Source organism: Pseudomonas sp. Leaf434, assembly GCF_001425545.1.
Taxonomy (GTDB): domain Bacteria; phylum Pseudomonadota; class Gammaproteobacteria; order Pseudomonadales; family Pseudomonadaceae; genus Aquipseudomonas; species Aquipseudomonas siliginis.
This window is the reverse complement of sequence record NZ_LMQZ01000007.1, coordinates 326,165-346,865: the sequence shown is the minus strand read 5'-3', so window position 1 is coordinate 346,865 and position 20,701 is coordinate 326,165. Positions and strand designations below refer to the sequence as shown.

General features: G+C 60.3%; 14 protein-coding genes and 2 pseudogenes. 9 read left to right on the top strand and 7 right to left on the bottom strand.

Going from position 1 to position 20,701, the window contains the following annotated elements:
- The first annotated feature begins 225 nt into the window (after window positions 1-225).
- The gene (gene putA, locus ASG55_RS13675; protein WP_056787440.1) at window positions 226-4,179 is read left to right on the top strand and encodes a trifunctional transcriptional regulator/proline dehydrogenase/L-glutamate gamma-semialdehyde dehydrogenase; all 3,954 of its coding nucleotides are present in this window, start codon (window positions 226-228) and stop codon (window positions 4,177-4,179) included.
- 312 nt (window positions 4,180-4,491) lie between these two features.
- Entirely contained in the window at window positions 4,492-6,294 is a 1,803-nt protein-coding gene (locus ASG55_RS13670) for an acyl-CoA dehydrogenase (RefSeq protein WP_056787437.1), read from the top strand.
- A gap of 143 nt (window positions 6,295-6,437) precedes the next feature.
- Here ASG55_RS13670 and ASG55_RS27670 read toward each other — a convergent pair whose 3' ends face one another.
- Together ASG55_RS27670 and ASG55_RS27665 are read right to left on the bottom strand one after the other, a co-directional pair.
- On the bottom strand, window positions 6,438-7,169 hold the full coding sequence (locus tag ASG55_RS27670) for a methyl-accepting chemotaxis protein (RefSeq protein WP_375123750.1): 732 nt from the start codon (window positions 7,167-7,169) through the stop codon (window positions 6,438-6,440).
- 135 nt (window positions 7,170-7,304) lie between these two features.
- Window positions 7,305-8,330 (bottom strand): annotated as a pseudogene (locus ASG55_RS27665) (cache domain-containing protein); the annotation flags it as partial.
- A 297-nt stretch (window positions 8,331-8,627) separates the two neighbouring features.
- Between ASG55_RS27665 and ASG55_RS13660 the strand changes: the two are divergent.
- Window positions 8,628-8,999 (top strand): hypothetical protein, encoded by a 372-nt coding sequence (locus tag ASG55_RS13660; RefSeq protein WP_056787429.1) that lies wholly within the window; start codon window positions 8,628-8,630, stop codon window positions 8,997-8,999.
- A gap of 57 nt (window positions 9,000-9,056) precedes the next feature.
- Here the strand turns inward: ASG55_RS13660 and ASG55_RS13655 are convergent, their stop codons facing one another.
- Window positions 9,057-9,359 (bottom strand): cell division protein ZapA, encoded by a 303-nt coding sequence (locus ASG55_RS13655; protein WP_056787426.1) that lies wholly within the window; start codon window positions 9,357-9,359, stop codon window positions 9,057-9,059.
- On the bottom strand, window positions 9,356-9,586 hold the full coding sequence (locus ASG55_RS13650; protein WP_016772015.1) for a hypothetical protein: 231 nt from the start codon (window positions 9,584-9,586) through the stop codon (window positions 9,356-9,358). Before ASG55_RS13650 ends, ASG55_RS13655 begins: the two co-directional genes overlap by 4 nt.
- Window positions 9,587-9,863: 277 nt before the next feature.
- Between ASG55_RS13650 and ASG55_RS27660 the strand changes: the two are divergent.
- From ASG55_RS27660 to selO, 5 genes and pseudogenes are all read left to right on the top strand, one after another.
- Window positions 9,864-10,586 (top strand): annotated as a pseudogene (locus ASG55_RS27660) (MCP four helix bundle domain-containing protein); the annotation flags it as partial.
- A 30-nt stretch (window positions 10,587-10,616) separates the two neighbouring features.
- Window positions 10,617-11,489, top strand: coding sequence for a methyl-accepting chemotaxis protein (locus ASG55_RS27655; RefSeq protein WP_370695130.1), 873 nt, complete (start codon window positions 10,617-10,619; stop codon window positions 11,487-11,489).
- A gap of 314 nt (window positions 11,490-11,803) precedes the next feature.
- Window positions 11,804-13,546, top strand: coding sequence for a potassium/proton antiporter (locus tag ASG55_RS13640; RefSeq protein ID WP_056787420.1), 1,743 nt, complete (start codon window positions 11,804-11,806; stop codon window positions 13,544-13,546).
- Window positions 13,547-13,580: 34 nt separating this feature from the next.
- On the top strand, window positions 13,581-16,934 hold the full coding sequence (gene mscK / locus ASG55_RS13635; protein ID WP_056787418.1) for a mechanosensitive channel MscK: 3,354 nt from the start codon (window positions 13,581-13,583) through the stop codon (window positions 16,932-16,934).
- 48 nt (window positions 16,935-16,982) lie between these two features.
- Window positions 16,983-18,446, top strand: coding sequence for a protein adenylyltransferase SelO (selO, locus tag ASG55_RS13630; protein ID WP_056787415.1), 1,464 nt, complete (start codon window positions 16,983-16,985; stop codon window positions 18,444-18,446).
- Between the two features lie 5 nt (window positions 18,447-18,451).
- Here selO and ASG55_RS13625 read toward each other — a convergent pair whose 3' ends face one another.
- Together ASG55_RS13625 and ASG55_RS13620 are read right to left on the bottom strand one after the other, a co-directional pair.
- Entirely contained in the window at window positions 18,452-18,814 is a 363-nt protein-coding gene (locus tag ASG55_RS13625) for a type II toxin-antitoxin system PemK/MazF family toxin (RefSeq protein ID WP_056787412.1), read from the bottom strand.
- Window positions 18,814-19,083 (bottom strand): AbrB/MazE/SpoVT family DNA-binding domain-containing protein, encoded by a 270-nt coding sequence (locus ASG55_RS13620; protein ID WP_008077592.1) that lies wholly within the window; start codon window positions 19,081-19,083, stop codon window positions 18,814-18,816. Before ASG55_RS13620 ends, ASG55_RS13625 begins: the two co-directional genes overlap by 1 nt.
- 237 nt (window positions 19,084-19,320) lie before the next feature.
- Here ASG55_RS13620 and trxC point away from each other — a divergent pair, with 237 nt between their 5' ends.
- Window positions 19,321-19,755 (top strand): thioredoxin TrxC, encoded by a 435-nt coding sequence (gene trxC / locus ASG55_RS13615; RefSeq protein ID WP_056787410.1) that lies wholly within the window; start codon window positions 19,321-19,323, stop codon window positions 19,753-19,755.
- Window positions 19,756-19,885: 130 nt separating this feature from the next.
- On the opposite strand, the gene ASG55_RS13610 is transcribed toward trxC, so the two are convergent.
- On the bottom strand, window positions 19,886-20,656 hold the full coding sequence (locus ASG55_RS13610) for a ParA family protein (RefSeq protein WP_056787407.1): 771 nt from the start codon (window positions 20,654-20,656) through the stop codon (window positions 19,886-19,888).
- Between the last annotated feature and the right edge of the window lie 45 nt (window positions 20,657-20,701).

Below are 20,701 nucleotides of genomic sequence, written 5' to 3'. Positions count from 1 at the left end.
TCGACGATCACCCCGTTTTTGCTCCCTTTTGTGGCAGTCACGCCTCTTTACTAGAAGTAAAAGCACCAAGCAGGAGCAGCACTTTCGTACCAGAAATTATTTCCTGACGAGCTGCGTATTATTCCGGCAAAAAAAGGGTTGCACCCGGTTGCACCTCATTCAGCGCAAGGCTAATCTTGCGGCCAGCTGATGCCACGCAACTGTGGCAACCATGAGGATAAAAATATGGCTACCACCACCCTTGGGGTCAAACTCGATGACCCGACCCGCGAGCGCCTGAAGGCTGCCGCAACCTCGATTGATCGCACGCCGCACTGGCTGATCAAGCAGGCAATTTTCAATTACCTGGAAAAACTCGAGGGTGGTGCAACCCTGACCGAGTTGAACGGTTTGACCGCCAAAGACGCCGATGACGCAGGCGAAGTGCAGACCGATCACGCTCACCAATGCTTCCTCGAATTCGCTGAAAGCATCCTCCCGCAATCGGTACTGCGCGCTTCGATCACCGCTGCTTACCGCCGTCCTGAGCCGGAAGTGGTGCCAATGCTGATCGAGCAGGCGCGCCTGCCGGCCCCGATGGCCGAAGCCACCAACAAGCTCGCGGCGACCATCGCCGAAAAACTGCGTAACCAGAAAAGTGCCGGCGGTCGTGCCGGTATTGTTCAGGGCCTGCTGCAGGAATTCTCCCTGTCGTCCCAGGAAGGCGTGGCGCTGATGTGCCTGGCCGAAGCGCTGCTGCGCATCCCGGACAAAGGCACCCGCGATGCGCTGATCCGCGACAAGATCAGCACCGGCAACTGGCATCCGCACCTGGGCAACAGCCCTTCGCTGTTCGTCAACGCTGCGACCTGGGGTCTGCTGCTGACTGGCAAACTGGTTTCCACCCACAACGAAGCCGGCCTGACTTCGTCGCTGAGCCGCATCATCGGCAAGAGCGGCGAGCCGATGATCCGCAAGGGCGTCGACATGGCCATGCGCCTGATGGGCGAGCAGTTCGTTACCGGCGAAACCATCGCCGAAGCACTGGCCAATGCGAGCAAGTTCGAAGCCAAGGGCTTCCGTTACTCCTACGACATGCTCGGTGAAGCGGCACTCACCGAAGTCGACGCGCAGAAATACCTGGCCTCGTACGAACAAGCGATCCATTCGATCGGCAAAGCGTCCCACGGCCGTGGGATTTATGAAGGACCGGGCATCTCCATCAAGCTCTCGGCGCTGCACCCGCGCTACAGCCGTGCGCAGTACGAGCGCGTGATGGACGAGCTGTACCCGCGCCTGCTGTCGCTGACCCTGCTGGCCAAGCAATACGACATCGGCCTGAACATCGACGCCGAAGAAGCCGACCGCCTCGAGCTGTCGCTGGATCTGCTCGAACGTCTGTGCTTCGAGCCGCAACTGACTGGCTGGAACGGCATCGGTTTCGTCATCCAGGCTTACCAGAAGCGTTGCCCGTACGTGATCGACTACGTGATCGATCTGGCCCGCCGCAGCCGTCATCGCCTGATGATCCGTCTGGTAAAAGGCGCGTACTGGGACAGCGAAATCAAGCGCGCCCAGGTCGAAGGTCTGGAAGGCTATCCGGTCTACACCCGCAAGGTTTACACCGACGTTTCCTACATTGCGTGCGCACGCAAACTGCTGTCGGTACCGGAAGTCATCTACCCGCAATTCGCTACGCACAACGCCCACACCCTGTCGGCGATCTACCACATCGCCGGTCAGAACTATTACCCGGGCCAGTACGAGTTCCAGTGCCTGCACGGCATGGGCGAACCGCTCTACGAGCAGGTTGTCGGCAAGGTTGCCGAAGGCAAGCTGAACCGTCCGTGCCGTGTGTACGCACCGGTCGGCACCCACGAAACCCTGCTGGCGTACCTGGTGCGTCGTCTGCTGGAAAACGGTGCCAACACTTCGTTCGTCAACCGTATCGCCGACCAGTCGATTTCGATTCAGGAACTGGTGGCCGATCCGGTGGCGCAGATCGAGCAGATGGCCACCGTGGAAGGTGGTTTCGGCCTGCCGCACCCGCGCATTCCGCTGCCGCGTGACCTGTACGGTGCCGAGCGCGCCAACTCGAGCGGCATCGACATGGCCAACGAACATCGTCTGGCCTCGCTGTCCTGCGCCCTGCTCGCCACCGCGCACAACGACTGGAAAGCCGCGCCGATGCTCGGTTGCGCGTCCAGCAACGAAACGCCGGTCGCCGTGCTGAACCCGTCCGATCACCGCGATGTGGTCGGTCATGTTCAAGAAGCTACCGTTGAAGATGTCGACAGCGCCATTCAATGCGCGCTGAACGCCGCGCCGATCTGGCAGGCCACCCCGCCGGCCGAACGTGCGGCGATCCTGGAACGTGCCGCTGACCTGATGGAAGGCGAGATCCAGCCGCTGATGGGCCTGCTGGCTCGCGAAGCCGGCAAGACCTACGCCAACGCCATCGCCGAAGTCCGCGAAGCCGTCGACTTCCTGCGTTATTACGCGGTGCAGGCGCGCAACGATTTCAGCAACGACGCCCACCGCCCACTGGGCCCGGTGGTGTGCATCAGCCCGTGGAACTTCCCGCTGGCAATCTTCAGCGGCCAGGTCGCTGCGGCATTGGCTGCCGGTAATCCGGTACTGGCCAAACCGGCCGAGCAGACTCCGCTGGTAGCGGCTCAGGCTGTGCGCCTGATGCTCGAAGCCGGCATCCCGGAAGGCGTGCTGCAACTGCTGCCGGGGCGCGGTGAAACCGTCGGCGCCGGTCTGGTCGGTGACGAGCGCGTCAAAGGCGTGATGTTCACCGGTTCCACCGAAGTCGCGCGCTTGCTGCAACGCAACATCGCTGGCCGTCTCGACAGCCAGGGCCGTCCGATTCCGCTGATCGCCGAAACCGGTGGCCAGAACGCGATGATCGTCGATTCCTCGGCTTTGACTGAACAAGTCGTGATCGACGTAGTGTCGTCGGCCTTCGACAGCGCCGGTCAGCGCTGCTCGGCGTTGCGCGTGCTGTGCCTGCAGGAAGATTCCGCCGATCGCGTCATCGAAATGCTCAAGGGTGCCATGGCCGAAAGCCGTCTCGGCAACCCCGAGCGTCTGTCCGTGGACATCGGCCCGGTGATCGACGCCGAAGCCAAGGCGGGCATCGACAAGCACATCCAGGGCATGCGCGACAAAGGTCGCAATGTTTACCAGGTTGCGATTGCCGACAGCGAAGAGATCAAGCGCGGCACCTTCGTCATGCCGACCCTGATCGAGCTGGAAAGCTTCGACGAACTGCAACGCGAGATCTTCGGCCCGGTACTGCACGTGGTGCGCTACAAGCGCAAAGAGCTGGATCAACTGATCGGTCAGATCAACGCCTCCGGTTACGGCCTGACGCTGGGCGTGCACACGCGCATCGACGAGACCATCGCCAAGGTGATCGACAACGTCAACGCCGGTAACGTCTACGTCAACCGCAACATCGTCGGTGCCGTGGTCGGCGTGCAGCCATTCGGCGGCGAAGGCCTGTCGGGTACTGGCCCGAAAGCCGGCGGCCCGCTGTATCTGTACCGTTTGCTGTCGACGCGTCCTAGCGACGCCATCGAGCAATCCTTCGCTCGCGGTGACGCCATCGTCGCCCCGGACGTGCGTTTGCGCGATGCCATGAGCCAATCGTTGAACGCCCTGAAAGCCTGGGCCGACAACAACAAGTTCGCTGACCTGAGCACCCTGTGCGTTCAGTACGCTGCGCAATCGCAGAGCGGCATCACCCGCGTGCTGGCAGGTCCCACCGGCGAGAAAAACAGCTACGCCATCCTGCCGCGCGAACACGTGCTGTGCCTGGCGGAAGTTGAAGGTGATCTGCTGACGCAACTGGCGGCGGTGCTGGCGGTTGGCGGTTCGGCGGTGTGGCCGGAAACCGAGCTGACCAAGGCGTTGCTCGCCCGTCTGCCGAAGGAAGTCCAGGCGCGGATCAAACGCGTTGCCGACTGGAACAAGGACGAAGTGGTGTTCGATGCCGTGCTGCATCACGGCCACTCCGACCAGTTGCGCGGCGTCTGCCAGCAGATCGCCCAGCGTGGCGGCGCGATCGTTGGCGTTCAGGGACTGTCCCAAGGCGAGACCAACATTGCCCTGGAGCGCCTGGTGATCGAGCGGGCATTGAGCGTGAACACCGCTGCGGCGGGGGGTAACGCCAGCTTGATGACGATCGGTTAAACCGCTGTAAATCCAGGCGACCGCAATGGTCGCCTGGTACGCAATACTCTGTGGGAGCGAGCCTGCTCGCGAAGACGGCGTTTCAGTCGACATCAATGTTGCCTGACCCACCGCTTTCGCGAGCAGGCTCGCTTCCACAGAAGATCAAAAGATCGCAGCCTTCGTCAGCTCCTACAGGGAAACGCAATCCAAATGTAGGAGCTGCCGAAGGCTGCGATCTTTTGCTTCTGCATCACTCTCATCAATCATCCTATCCAGCCTCTATTCCACCGCCTTAGACTCGGTCCACCCCCAATTTCCAGGTAGGCCGCCATGTCCGAGACGCTGCTCAGTTCCCGCAATCTGGCTTTCGAGCTGTATGAAGTCCTTGATGCCGAGGGCCTGACCCGGCGCGAGCGCTTTGCCGAGCACAATCGCGAGACCTTCGACGCCGCCATCGGCACCGCGCGCAACATCGCCGAGAAGTACTTTGCGCCGCACAACCGCAAGGGCGACGAGAACGAGCCGCGCTACGAGGATGGTAAGGCGATCCTGATTCCTGAAGTCAAACCGGCGGTGGATGCCTTCCTTGAGGCCGGATTCCTTAACGCAGCGCGCAGTTTCGAGGCCGGCGGTATGCAATTGCCGACCCTGCTGTCGCAAGCCTGCTTCGCGCATTTCCAGTCCGCCAATGCAGCTTCGACGTCCTACCCGTTCCTGACCATGGGCGCGGCCAACCTGATCGAGAGCTTTGGCAGCGAAGAGCAGAAACAGCGCTTCCTGCAACCGATGATCGACGGACGTTTCTTCGGCACCATGGCCCTGACCGAGCCCCATGCCGGTTCATCGCTGTCGGACATTCGTACCCGCGCCGAGCCTGCGTCCGACGGCACCTATCGCCTGAAGGGCAACAAGATCTTCATTTCCGGCGGCGATCATCCGCTGTCGGAAAACATCGTGCACATGGTCCTGGCCAAACTGCCGGACGCACCACCGGGGGTGAAAGGTATTTCGCTGTTTATCGTGCCGAAGTTTCTGGTCAACGACGACGGCAGCCTCGGCCAGCGCAACGACGTGCTGCTCGCCGGCCTGTTCCACAAGATGGGCTGGCGCGGCACCACCTCCACAGCGCTGAACTTCGGCGATAACGGTGAGTGCGTCGGCTATCTGGTGGGCAAACCGCACCATGGTTTGAGCTACATGTTCCAGATGATGAACGAAGCGCGAATCGGCGTCGGCATGGGCGCGGTGATGCTCGGCTATGCCGGTTACCTGTATTCGCTGGAATATGCGCGTGAGCGGCCGCAGGGCCGGGTGCCGGACAGCAAGGATCCGACCACCGCGCCGGTGGCGATCATTCAGCACGCCGATGTCAGACGCATGTTGCTGACGCAGAAATCCTACGTCGAAGGGGCATTTGACCTCGGTCTGTACGCCGCGCGGTTGTTCGATGACACCACCACGCTGGAAACCGAAGCCGAACGCAAACAGGCTCATGAACTGTTGGACTTGCTGACACCGATCGTCAAATCCTGGCCTTCGGAGTTTTGCCTGAAGGCCAACGAACTGGCGATCCAGATTCTTGGCGGCCACGGCTACACCCGTGAGTACCCGGTGGAGCAGTACTATCGCGACAACCGCTTGAATCCGATCCACGAAGGCACCCACGGCATCCAGTCGCTGGATCTGCTTGGGCGCAAACTGGGGCAGAACGGTGGGGCCGGTCTCAAGCAGTTGATTCGATTGATCGCCAACACGGCCGAACGTGCCACTGCATACGACTCGCTGAGCGCACTGCGCGAACCACTGGAAAAACTCGTGGCCCGCCTGCAAACCGTGACCATCGGCCTGCTCACCGATCTGGCCCAAGGCAAGGTCAACAGCAGCCTGGCGAACTCGGCGCTGTACCTGAAAGTGTTCGGCCACGCAGTGATCGGCTGGCGCTGGCTGGAGCAGGCGATCCGCGCTGAAGAAGGCCTGGCCAAAGGGAATGCTGCAGATGTCGACTTCTATAAGGGCAAGTTGCAGGCGGCGCGGTATTTCCTGACATGGGAAGTGCCAGGTTGCCAGCATGAGCTGGACTTGCTGGAGGCGCGGGATGATACGTGTCTGGGGATGCTGGAGGAGTGGTTCTGATCTGCAAGTTGTTTTGCGACTGAAACCATTCGCGAGCAGGCTCGCTCCCACAGGACAGGTGGTGTTCACAGGATGCGTGAACATGCCGAATCCAATGTGGGAGCGAGCCTGCTCGCGAAGGCGTCAGCCCAGGCGATACAGCTTCAACTCAACTTGAACCCACCCATCTGCCGCGCCAGATCATCCGCCAGCCGCTGCAACATCTGACAATCCTCACGACACGCACGAACCTCCCCCGCCGTCGCCCGCGCCAGATCGGAAATCCCCTGCACGTTGCGGTTGATCTCTTCAGTCACCGCCGACTGCTCTTCGGTTGCCGTCGCCACCTGATGGTTCATATCGCTGATGCGCTCGACCTGACCGGTGATCGCCGTCAGCGACGCGCCGGTGCGCTGGCTCGATTCAACCCCGGTGCCGGTAGCGGCCTGGCCGGTGCGCATCGATGACACGGCGTTTTCCGCGCCTTGCTTGAGGCTGCCGATCATCAATTGAATTTCGTCGGTCGAGGCCTGGGTCCTGCGCGCGAGGGTGCGCACTTCATCGGCGACCACCGCGAAGCCACGGCCCATATCGCCGGCGCGGGCAGCTTCGATGGCGGCGTTGAGTGCGAGCAGATTGGTCTGTTCGGAAACGCCACGAATCACCGCCAGCACCGAATCGATCGACGCCACTTGCTGCGCCAGCTCACCCACTGCGCCCGCCGCTAAGCCGATCTCATCGGACATGCTTTCGATATGACGGATCGAGCCACCGACCACCTCCCGTGCCTGCAACGCCTCATCGCGCGCGGTTTGCGAGGCAAGCGCGGCGTTGCCAGCGTTCTGCGCGATTTCCTGCACGGTCAGGCCCATTTCGTGGACGGCGGTGGCTACCATGTCGGTCATTTCCTGCTGCCGGCCCGAACGCTCGGCGGTGTTGTCCACCACCTTCGCCACTTGCCCCACGGCCGTGCGCAGGCGCTCGCTGGTGGTCAGCACTTCGCCGATCATCGCGCGCTGGCTGTCGAGGAAACGATTGAAGCCGCGCGCCAGGTCACCCAGCTCATCGGCACGGCTGGAATCTAACCGATGGGTCAAATCTCCACCACCGCTACCGATGGCCACCAGCGCCCGTGTTACTTGTCGAATCGGTCGCACCAGCCCCTGCGCCAGCCACACCACCAACGCCAGGCAGACCAGCGCCACCACCAGACCGATGCCGCCACTCATCCACATCGCTTTCCGTGCTTCGGCGTAGATCTGCGACTGCGGCACTTCGGCCACCAGGGTCCAGCCGAGATCGCGCAGCGGCAGGCTGAAAGCGAGGAAGTCTTCACCCTCGCGCTGGAAGCTGCTGTTCACTGCGGATTTGTGCCCCATCAGCGCTTGCGCCGCGTTGGCACCGATCTGCTCGGTCAAGGTGCGTTTGCCGCTGAACTGCGCCTCAGGATGGACCTGAATCAGACCGTCGGAACGCACGAGATAGACCTTGCCGCGCTCGCCGAAATTGAAGTTGTGAATCAGCTCCGACAGCTCTTTCATGCTCAGCCCAAGCCCGGCGACACCGACAACTTTACCGGCCTGCTCGACCTTCAGATCGATGAACAGGGCCAGCTCGCCAGTGGCGCCGTCGTTGTCGATATTGAGGGTGCGCGGCTGATTGCTGTCGAGGAAGGAATAGAACCAGGCGTCGGCCGGTTTCGCGCGACTGAGGGTGCGATCGAGGCCTTTTTCGGTGATGTAGTGATTGGATTCGATGCCGATGATCAGCGCAGTGAAGGCCTTGTGTTCGGCGCGGATGCCTTCCAGATACTGCGCAAAGAGCGCGGTTTTGCTGCTGTCCTCGCCTGTCGCCAGCCAGTCACGCACCATGGTGTTGCTGGCGATGTCCTTGGCGGCGGTGAGCGGTTGCACGAGGATGCGTTCGATATCGTTGCGCGTCGCTTCAATGCTCGACGGCAGCGCTTGTTCGACCAGATAGCTCTGGGCGAGGCGGTTGACCACCAGGGTATAAATGCCAACCACGATCACGATGCTGATCAGCAGGGCCGTGCCCATGCCGAGAATCAACTGCCACTGAATACTGCGTCGCCACCACTGCATGGAGCACCCCCGAAGAATAAGAGCCTGAACCACTGCAACAGCCGTGCCGATTGTATACAAAGAGCATCAGAATAAAACACAACCTTCGGTACAGCCGTATCCTTACAAGCAAGAAGCTGGCCGTTATATCGAGGGATTCACTGTCAAGTCTGACAGGTTACAACTTGCATCGGGTGGCTTAGATTCGCGGTTTCACGTCTGTGACAAGCATCCGCGTCGCAGATCCAAGCCGTCCATCGCAGGAGAAAGAACATGACTGACACCGGTCCACGAGAGAATTTTGTTCAGGCAATGGCTGACAACGATACGTTTGTTAAATCGGCGCTCATTGGCGACTTTGTCGGGAGCTCGACTTCTCAATCGATGATTATTCGCAGGCACTTCACCGAGGTCATGGTTTTCCCGGTAATCCATTACAAAATTACGATCACCACCCTCGCAGGCACGACGTACAGCACAGTTCAGCCAATTCCGTCGGCAGAATATATCTACCTGCTTTCCAAGGGTGATGAAGTGACGATCGAAAATACTACCTATAGAGTTTCCCACTCAGAGTTCATCAAGCAATCCGATGGAGAATGGACAACAAAAGTCTACTGGCAGCCAATACTCCAAGCCTCATAGCAACAAGACCTCAGCATGTTCAGCGCCTCAATGTACCGAGGCGCTGCGAAAAGCGAGTCAACCCTGACTGATCGTCTTGGCAATGGTGTCGACCGTGGCGCTGACTTGCTCTTGATAACGGTCGAGTTCTTCCTGGTGCTGTTTCTTCATTTCGATCTGCTGCGAGCACAGATTCATCGCCGCCAGCACCAGCAAACGGTCACCGATCAGCGTCGGGTATTTGCGCTTGGTGTCTTCCAGCGCGGCCTTGAGCATCATCGCCGCGTCCAACAGGGTCTGTTCTTCCCCGGCCGGTGCCTTGATCGAATAGTCCTCGCCAAGAATGGAGATGACTTTTACCCCTGCTGTGCCGTGGTTCATGCGCTGACAGGACCGGCATTGACGCGATCAACCAGCGCCTGGATGCGCGCGGCGGTGGCGCCGTGTTTTTCTTCCTGCTCCATCAGGTTCAGTTGCAGGTTTTCGTTTTCATCCTTGGCCTGGGCCAGTTCCGTGGACAGGGTCTGGTTGGTCTGCAGCAAGGTCTGGTTCTGTTGCACCAGGTCGCTGACGAGCTGTTCCAATTGGCTGAGGGATGCTTCCAACATTTTGATCTTCCAAGCGTTTTTCAAAGGGCGCGTACGATAAAGAAAAGTCACCACGGATGCCAGGGTTAAACCGGCGCAAGGCCTTGATTTTCCTGGGTGGCGAAGCTTCTCGCGAGTTTAAAAGACTGTGATTGGTCGATCTGGTTCCTGCACTTCGTCGCTCAAGCCTGTCTGCGACAAATACGCACACCACCTCAAGACTTTAGTCGTATGACCGATAAGTCACCCATACAGCAGTCTCAGCCCGCATGGATGCGGCCCTTTTCGGTATCCGCCCATGTCCCTTCGCAATATGAATATCGCCCCACGGGCGTTCACCGGTTTCGCCCTGATCGGCGGCCTGATGTTGATCCTCGGCGTGTTTGCGCTGAACCAGATGAGCAAGATCCGCGCGGCCGGCGAAGACATCGCCACCGCCAGCGTGCCGTCGATCAAGGCTCTGGACGAATTCACCCAACTGACCCTGCGCCTGCGCGTGCTCTCCTATCGTTTGCTGATCAACCGCGAACCCGACGTGCAGCAGAAAACCATCGAACTGTTCGACCTGCGCAATCGCCAGATCGCCGATGCGCAACGCGCATACGAGCCACTGATCGAAGGCCCGCAGGAACGTGCGGCGTACGATCAGTACGTGCAATTGCTGGCGCAGTACCGTCAGCTCGAAGAGCGGATGAAAACCCTGTCGCGCAACAATCAGATCGACGAGTTGCGGCAGATGCTCAACAGCGATTTGCTGAGCAATTCGGAAGCGGTGAATACCGCGCTGGCGCGCTTGCTGGAGATCAACACCCAGCAGATCGCCGAAACCGACCAGGGCGCGAAGGATCAGTATTCGATGTCGTTCAATCTGGTGGTGACCTTGCTGGTGATCGCCAGCGGCCTGACCCTGCTGTTCGCCTGGTTGCTGACCGTGAGCATTACCAAGCCGATTTCCAAGGCACTGGAGGCGGCGGAAACCATCGCCGAAGGCAACCTGACCCAGCCGATCCATGTCGATGGCGAAGATGAAGCCGGGCGCTTGCTGGCGGCCATGGCGAAGATGCAATCGAAGCTGCGCGATACCCTGCAGCGCATCTCCGGTTCGGCCACACAGCTTGCGTCTGCTGCGGAAGAGCTGAACAGCGTCACCGATGAAAGTGCTCGCGGCCTGACCCAGCAGAACAACGAAATCGAGCAGGCCGCCACTGCGGTCAATGAGATGACCAGCGCTGTCGAAGAAGTCGCGCGCAACGCGGTCAGCACTTCGGAAGCCTCGAAAAACGCCACCACTTCGGCGGGCGACGGTCGTGATCTGGTGCAGGAAACCGTCAGCGCCATCGAACGCATGAGCGCCGATGTGCAGAGCACCGCTTCGCTGATCGGCGACCTGGCCAATGAATCCCGCGACATCGGCAAGGTGCTCGACGTGATCCGTGGCCTCGCCGACCAGACCAACCTGCTGGCATTGAACGCAGCGATCGAAGCGGCCCGTGCCGGTGAGGCCGGTCGTGGTTTTGCCGTGGTGGCGGACGAAGTGCGCGCCCTGGCCCATCGCACCCAGCAGTCGACCAGCGAAATCGAGCGCATGATCGGCAGCATCCAGAGCGGCACCGAACACGCCGTGGATTCGATGCGCAACAGCACCGAGCGCGCCGAGTCGACGCTCAACATCGCCCGTGGCGCCGGGATGTCGCTGGACACGATCAACAGCGCCATCGTCGAAATCAACGAGCGCAACCTGGTCATCGCCAGCGCTGCCGAAGAGCAGGCGCAGGTAGCGCGGGAAGTCGATCGCAATCTGGTCAACATCCGCGATCTGTCGGTGCAGTCGGCGACCGGCGCCAATCAGACCAGCGCGGCGAGCAATGAGCTGTCGCGCCTGGCGCTGGATCTGAACAACATGGTTGGGCGGTTCAGCCTCTAAGATCAAAGGCTACCCCCTCACCCCAGCCCTCTCCCCCAAGGGGGCGAGGGGGAAAGGGAGCAGATTGAGGGCCTTTCAGATTTTGAGTTCGGCTCGATATTGCAAGTCGGTGTAACCTTTACAAACACCTCGGTCAGTCCCCTCTCCCTCCGGGAGAGGGCTAGGGTGAGGGCCGCAATCCTCCGCCTGCCGCAAAACCTGATGCACCCTGAAAACCTTTTTGACAGCATCACATTTCAACAGGTTAGAATCGCTGGCACGCAGACTGCATGGTCAGTTTGTGCCCCCGTCTTTACGCTTCTGGAGTACTGCCTTTGAATGCGACGACCATCAACAGCCTGTTCTTGATCGGCGCGTTGCTGGTAGGCGCAAGCATTCTTGTCAGTTCTCTTTCTTCACGTCTCGGCATTCCGATTCTGGTCATCATCCTCGCGGTCGGCATGGCGGCAGGGGTCGATGGTGGCGGGATCATTTTCGATAACTACCCGACGGCCTATCTGGTCGGCAACCTCGCCCTGGCAGTGATCCTGCTCGACGGCGGCTTGCGTACGCGGGTGTCGAGTTTCCGCGTGGCGTTATGGCCGGCGCTGTCGCTGGCCACGGTCGGGGTGTTGATCACCACCGGGCTGACCGGCATGGCCGCTGCGTGGCTGTTCGACCTCAATCTGATTCAGGGCCTGCTGATCGGCGCCATCGTCGGTTCGACCGACGCCGCTGCGGTGTTCTCGCTGCTCGGCGGTAAAGGCCTAAACGAACGGGTCAGCGCCAGTCTGGAAATCGAATCCGGCAGCAACGACCCGATGGCGGTGTTTCTCACCGTCACCCTGATCGACATGCTCGCCAGCGGCGAAACCGGCCTGCACTGGAGCCTGCTGACCCACCTGATCCGCGAGTTCGGCATCGGTGGTGTGATCGGCCTGGGCGGCGGCTGGGTGATGCTGCAACTGGTCAATCGCATCAATCTCGCCGCCGGGCTCTATCCGATTCTGATCATCGCTGGCGGTCTGGTGGTGTTCGCGCTGACCAACGCCTTGCATGGCAGTGGTTTCCTCGCCGTGTACCTGTGCGGTCTGGTGATCGGCAACCGCCCGGTGCGTAGCCGCCACGGCATTCTGCACATGCTCGACGGCATGGCCTGGCTGGCGCAGATCGGCATGTTCCTGGTGCTGGGCCTGCTGGTCACGCCCCACGATCTGCTGCCGATCGCCCTGCCCGCCCTCGGTCTGGCGCTCTGGATGATCCTGTTCGCGCGGCCGCTGTCGGTGATGGTCGGCCTGCTGCCGTTCAAGGCTTTCCATGGTCGTGAAAAAGCCTTTATTTCTTGGGTCGGCCTGCGCGGCGCGGTGCCAATCATTCTGGCGGTGTTCCCGCTGATGGCCGGGCTGCCGCAAGCGCAGCTGTATTTCAACCTGGCCTTCTTCATCGTACTGGTGTCGCTGCTGGTGCAGGGCACGAGCCTGCCGTGGGTGGCCAAATTGCTCAAGGTGACCGTTCCGCCAGAACCCGCGCCGATATCCCGGGCGGCACTGGAAGTGCACGTCACCAGCGAGTGGGAGCTGTTCGTTTACAAGCTCGGCGCGGAGAAATGGTGCATCGGTTCGCCCCTGCGTGAGCTGAAAATGCCCGAGGGCACACGCATCGCGGCGCTGTTTCGTGGCCAGCAACTGCTCCATCCGTCGGGTAGTACGGTGCTGGAAGTCGATGATTTGCTGTGTGTTATTGGCCATGAACACAACTTGTCGGCCCTCGGCAAACTGTTCAGCCAGGCGCCGCAACGTGGCCTCGATCTGCGCTTCTTCGGCGACTTCGTGCTTGAAGGAGACGCCCAGCTTAAAGCGGTTGCAGCGCTGTATGGCTTGCCGGCCGAAGGCATCGATCCGGACATGACCCTGGGCGTGTTCATCGCGCAAAAAGTCGGGGGCGCCCCCATCGTCGGCGACCAGGTGGAGTGGAACAACACCCACTGGACGGTTGCGGTCATGGACGGGAACAAGATCGGCAAAGTGGGCGTCAGATTCCCCGAAGGAAGTCGCCCGGGCCCCGGACTCTTCCTCTAAACTGCTTCCACTCTCACTTGCTTGACCGGTCTCTATGCCTACCCTGCGCTCCTTTTTCGCCGCGGCCCTGCTGGGCCTCAGTCTTGTCGTCGGCCCGCTGCATGCTGCCGAACCACCGTCCAGCGATGCCGTGCAGGCCAGCCTCGACAAGCTGGCTGACAGCAAACTGCCGGACGCCGACAAGAAGACCCTGCAGACCGTCCTGCAGAACACCCTCAATCAACTGAACAACCAGCGTGATTACGAGCAGAAGCTGATCGATCTCAAGCGTCAGCTGGCCAACGCGCCGAAGCAGACGATTGAAAATACCCGCGAACTGAGCCGCCTCAAGGCCACCGCACCGGTGCCGGTAGCGCAACGTTTTCCGAAAGAGTCGATCCAGCAACTGGAGCAGATCCTCACCGATCGCTCGACCCAGCAAAGCGATCTGCAAAACGCCCTGGCCGAAGCCAACAGTCTGATCATCACCGCGCAGACTCGCCCCGAGCGTGCGCAGGCGGAGATTTCCGCCAGCCAGACGCGCATCCAGCAGATCAACACCATCCTCAAATCCGGCAAGGACACGGGCAAAACGGTCACCGCCGAACAGCGCGACCAGTTGAACGCCGAACTGGCCGCACTCAATGCACTGATTCCATTGCGCCGCCAGGAACTGGCAGGCAACACCCAGTTGCAGGATCTGGGCAACGCTCAGCATGACTTGCTCTCGGAGAAATCCGATCGCCTCGACCGCGAGATCCAGGAACTGCAAACCCTGATCAACCAGAAGCGTCTGGCGCAGTCGCAGGAAACCGTTACCCAGCAATCGATCGAAGCGCAGAAGGCCGGCGGCAGCAGCCTGCTGGCGAGCGAGAGCGCGACCAATCTCAAGCTTTCCGACTATTTGCTCAAGAGCACCGACCGTCTCAACGAAGTCACGCAGCAGAACCTGCAGACCAAACAGCAACTCGACACCCTGACCCAGAGCGATTCGGCACTGGACGAACAGATCAGCGTGCTCAAGGGCAGCCTGCTGCTGTCGAAAATTCTCTACAAACAGAAGCAGGCGCTGCCGCACTTGAAGGTCGACCGCGACCTCGCCGACCAGATTGCCGATATTCGCCTGTATCAGTTCGATGTCAGCCAGCAGCGGGAGCTGTTGAGCAATCCGGCGACCTATGTCGACAATCTGCTGGCCACGCAGCCGCCAGAGCAGGTCACCCCGCAACTGCGCAAAAGCCTGCTCGATCTGGCCAACACCCGTGCTGATCTGCTCGAGCGCCTGAACCGCGAATTGAGCGCGATGCTCAATGAATCGATCACCCTGCAGCTCAACCAGAAACAATTGCTGAGCACCGCGCAAAGCCTGCGCGCGACCCTCGACGAACAGATGTTCTGGATCCCCAGCAACAAGCCGCTGGACGTGGAATGGATGCGCGGCGTGCCCGAGCGTCTCGAGCGACAGGTCAACACCCTGCCCTGGGCGTCGAGTCTGAGCGAACTGACTGACGGCCTGACCCAGCGGCCATTGCTGTTTCTGCCATTGGCGCTGCTGATCGGCGCCCTGTTGTGGCGACGCAAAGCGCTGTACGGAAGACTCAACAAGGTTCACCAGGACATCGGCCACTTCAAGCGCGATAGCCAGTGGCACACGCCGCAGGCGATTCTGATCAACATTCTGTTGGCGATGCCGGTGGCGTTGGGTCTGGCGCTGTGCGGTCTGGCCCTGCAGATTGACGCGCGCGGGCAGAACGCCAACATGGGCGCGGCGCTGTTGCAGATGGGCCAGGCCTGGCTGGTGTTCTACACCGCGTACCGGATTCTTGCGCCGGGTGGCGTGGCGGAATTGCACTTCCGCTGGGAAAAACCGCAGGTCGAGTTCCTTCAGGGCTGGGTACGTCGATTGGGCCTTGTGGTCATGGCGCTGGTGGCCGTGGTGGCCGTCGCCGAGTTGCAACCGGCGGCGCTGGCCGATGACGTGCTCGGCATGCCGGTGGTACTGACCTGCTACGCCTTGATGGCATGGCTACTCAGTCGCCTGCTGATCAGCAGCCCGACGCACCAGAACGCTTCGCTGTTCCGCAAAGCCGTCGGAGTGATGTTCACCCTGCTGCCGATCGCCCTGTTTGTCGCGGTGTGCTTCGGCTACTACTACACCGCACTGAAACTCAGCGACCGCTTGATCAATACCCTGTACCTGTTGATGTTCTGGCTGGTGATCGAGGCCACCTTCGTACGAGGCCTGAGCGTTGCCGCGCGGCGTCTGGCTTACCAGCGCGCGCTGGCCAAGCGGCAGGCGGCGAAAGAGGCCGGCGACGGCGAAGCGGTGATCGAAGAGCCGACCCTGGACATCGAAAAGGTCAACGAACAGTCCCTGCGTCTGATCCGCTTGGCCCTGCTCGGCGGCTTCATTGCGGCGCTGTACTGGGTCTGGTCGGACCTGATTTCGGTGTTCTCGTATCTGGACAACATCACCCTTTACGAATACACCAGCGGCACCGGCGCCAACATGAGCATGGTGCCGATCAGCATCGGCGACATGCTCGGCGCGCTGATCATCATCGGCATCACCTTCGCTCTGGCGCGCAACTTGCCCGGCCTGCTCGAAGTGTTCGTGCTGTCCAAACTCAATCTGGCCCAGGGTAGCGCTTATGCGACAACCACGCTGCTGTCCTACGTGATTGCCGGCGTTGGTTTTGTCACCACCCTGTCGACCCTCGGCGTCAGTTGGGACAAGTTGCAATGGCTGGTGGCAGCGCTGTCGGTGGGCCTCGGTTTCGGTATGCAGGAGATCTTCGCCAACTTCATCTCCGGCATCATGATCCTCTTCGAACGCCCGGTGCGGATCGGTGACACCATCACCATCGGCAACCTGTCGGGCACGGTGAGCAAGATCCGCATCCGCGCCACGACCATCACCGACTTCGACCGCAAGGACATCATTGTCCCGAACAAAACGTTCATCACCGGGCAATTGATCAACTGGTCGCTGACCGACACCATCACCCGCGTCACGCTGAAACTCGGCGTCGATTACGGTTCGGATCTGGACCTGGTCAAGGAACTGCTGCTCAAAGCGGCCCGGGAGAACCCGCGCGTGCTCAAAGAACCTGAGCCACACGTGTACTTCCTCAACTTCGGCGAAAGCACGCTCGACCACGAACTGCGCATGCATGTGCGCGATCTCGGTGACCGCAACCCGGTGCTGGATGAGGTCAACCGCTTCATCAATCGCGAGTTCAAGAAGCAGCACATCAACATTTCGTTCCGGCAGATGGAGGTTTATCTGAAGAACCTGCACGGTCAGGAATACAAGATGGTGCCTGTGGAACCCGAGAACAAAACCATCGTGCCGGTCGTCGACGGGCAGAAACCGTTGCCGGAACCGCCACCGAGCAAACTCGACTAACCGACATGGTCCCAGCAGAATGCTCGGACATTCTGCTGGAGCCGGCCCGTGAAAGCCCTCGACGAACTGACTTTCGACAATCGCTTCGCCCGCCTGGGCGACGCGTTCTCCGCGCACGTGCTGCCCGAACCGATCGACAATCCGCGTCTGGTGGTCGCCAGCCCGGCCGCTCTGGCCTTGCTCGATCTCGATGCGGCCAGCGCCGAAACCGAAGAATTCGCGCAACTGTTTGGCGGCCACAAGCTGTGGGCCGATGCCGAGCCACGGGCGATGGTGTATTCCGGGCATCAGTTCGGCGGTTATACCCCGCAACTGGGCGACGGGCGCGGTCTGCTGCTGGGCGAGGTGTACAACAACGCTGGTGAGCACTGGGACCTGCACCTCAAGGGCGCCGGGCAAACGCCCTTTTCACGCATGGGCGATGGCCGCGCGGTGCTGCGCTCATCGATTCGCGAGTTTCTCGCCTCCGAAGCGCTGCAAGCGCTGAACATTCCCTCCTCGCGCGCCGCCTGCGTGATCGGCTCCGACACGCCGGTCTGGCGGGAAAAGCAGGAACGCGCGGCGATGGTGCTGCGTCTGGCGCCGAGCCACATCCGCTTCGGCCACTTCGAATATTTCTACTACACCAAACGCCCCGAGCAGCAGAAACAGCTTGGCGAGCATGTGCTGGCGATGCACTTCCCTGAGTGCCTGGAGCAACCGGAACCGTATCTGGCGATGTTCCGCGAGATCGTCGAGCGCAACGCCGAACTGATCGCCAAGTGGCAGGCTTATGGCTTCTGCCACGGGGTGATGAACACCGACAACATGTCGATCCTCGGCATCACCTTCGACTTCGGCCCGTTCGCCTTCCTCGATGACTTCGACGCGCATTTCATCTGCAATCACTCCGATGATCAGGGTCGCTACTCGTTCAGCAATCAGGTGCCGGTGGGCCAGTGGAACCTCAGCGCGCTCGCCCAGGCGCTGACGCCGTTCATCAGCGTCGAGGCCCTGCGCGAAACCCTCGGCTTGTACCTGCCGCTGTTCCAGGCGCACTACCTCGACCTGATGCGCCGCCGCTTCGGCTTCACCACCGCCGAGGACGACGATCAGCAACTGCTGGAAAACCTGCTGCAACTGATGCAGAACAGCGGCGTCGACTACACGCTGTTCTTCCGCCGCCTCGGTGAAGAGTCAGCCGAACAGGCCATCGCCCGCCTGCGCGACGATTTTGTCGATATCAAAGGTTTCGATGCCTGGAGCAAACGCTACGTCGCCCGGGTCGGCCGCGACGGCAATGCCGATCAGGCACAACGCCGCGCACGGATGCATGCAGTCAATCCGCTGTACATCCTGCGCAATTATCTGGCGCAAAAGGCTATTGATGCGGCGGAACAAGGGGATTATGCCGAGGTACGCCGACTGCATGCGGTGCTGAGCAAACCGTTTGAGGAGCAGCCGGGGATGGAGGGTTACGCCGAGCGGCCACCGGAGTGGGGAAAGCATTTGGAGATCAGTTGTTCTTCGTAGGCGCTTCAGCTTAGCGGGTCGATTGCACTGATTACACGGTCGACGATGTCAGACATTGTCACGTCATCCAGTCGCTCGATGAATTTGGCCGTGCCGTCTCGTACCCGTTGTTCTATGTCAAAACTGCGAACCTGATTACACACCGCTACACCATTGGTTTCGTGGCCAGTAATGGCGACCGCCAAACCCATATACCGGCTGAAATTCCCACCGCTAGTAACAGGCACCGTCATGCTCACGCCCAATGCGTTGATCTCTCTGGGCGTGATCACCACAAAGCGATGTCTGTTCATCATCTCCCGCCCCGCCACTGGGTTTGGATCAATCCAGTAAACGTCACCCCGCTGAGGGGGCTGTCGGCGCACCATCAACCCAGCTCCCGGCCGACAGAATCACCTTCAAGGGTCTCGCTAGTCTGGGCGTTAAGTTTCTGCAATTCTTCTGCGCCTTCGAGTAGCTCTGACAAACTATAACGCTTACGCGTAGCGGCTACGGCTGGACGAGCAATCAGTTCGCCATCGACCACATTCAGCTCTAGCTGTGCGCCAACCTCCAGATGCAACAACTTTAAAAGCGTGGGCGGAATCGTAATGACGGCAGCGCCGCCTTGGCGGCGTATCTTGGAAGTTACGGACATTATGTCGCTCCGATTTGATGCATAGGAATCATCGATTCCTGGATTAGTGCAACAAAAGTAGCACGCGGATAAAGACAAAGCGATCTCCTCACGACAAGCGTAAAACGCCGAATTGGTCTTCAGACTAGCCATCGATCCCGGAACTGTTTTGAGAAAAATGTGAGCAGTTGCGACATTGATAATGTTGGCAGATCGACTCCAAATCAGTTCTATAGACTGCCTATCAGAGAACCAATCATGACCACCCCACTCCTCATCCCCTGCCCCTCCTGCAATGGCGTCAACCGCATTCCAGCCGAGCGTCTCGCCGATCAACCCAAGTGCGGACGCTGCAAGTCTGCGGTGATGGTGAGCAAACCCTTCGAACTCAAACAAGGCGATTACGCCAGTCAGATCAAGGGCGATCTGCCGTTACTGGTGGATGTCTGGGCGGACTGGTGCGGGCCGTGCAAGTCGTTTGCGCCGGTGTTCGAACAGGCTGCGGCGCAGCTGGCGGGCAAGTGCCGGCTGGCCAAGCTCGACAGCGAAGCGAATCAGCAGTTGTCGGCGCAGTTGGGGATTCGCTCGATTCCGAGTCTGATTCTGTTTAAAAACGGCAGGGAAGTGGCGCGGCAGAGCGGTGCGTTGCCATTGCCGCAGTTGATGGCGTGGCTGCGTAGCCAAGGCATCTGACCCAACACAGACCACCCTGTGGGAGCGAGCCTGCTCGCGAAGGCGGCCGATCATTCAACGCTGATGTTGAATGTGCCGGCCTCTTCGCGAGCAGGCTCGCTCCCACAGGATTTGCGTGTGAGTCGGGGAATCAGTGGCCTTCCAGCAGATTGTGCAGTTCAACAAACTGCTGCGTCAGTTTGTGCCGTGGATCGAGGTGGATCAGCGGCATGCTGGCCTGGTGCGACTCGCGCATGCGCACCGAACTGCTCAGGTACACCGGTAATACCGGCAAGCCTTCGGCGATCAACTCATCGAGCATCTGCTGTGGCAGGCTGGCCCGCGCCTGAAACTGATTGACCACAATGCCTTCGACTTCCAATCCTTCGTTGTGGTCATCCTTCAACTCTTCGATCTCGGCGATCAGCCCATACAGGGCCTGACGTGAAAAGCTGTCGCAGTCAAAGGGGATCAACACTCGATCTGCGGCAATCAGCGCCGATACCGCGTAGAAATTCAGTGCCGGCGGGGTATCCAGATAAATCCGGTCGTAATCCTCGGACAATTCGTCGAGCAACTTGCGCAGCTTGTTGATCTTGTGTTTCGCCTCGAGCTTGGGCTGCAGGTCAGCCAGCTCGGCGGTGGCGGTAATGATGTGCAGGTTGTCGAACGGCGTTTCGTAGATGTCCGCCTGATTCTTTTTCGAGAACGGCCCGGAGGACAGGGTCTGTTTGAAGAAGTCAGCGATACCCATCGGGATATCGTCGCCGGTGAGCCCGGTCAGATACTGAGTGGAATTGGCCTGGGCATCGAGGTCGACCAACAACGTGCGATAACCCTCGCTGGCGCTGACCGCCGCCAGATTGCAGGCGATGCTGGATTTGCCCACGCCACCTTTCTGATTGAACACCACGCGCCGCATGACCAAACCTCCGTGTATCAAAGAATGACCGAGTGTAGTTGGCGG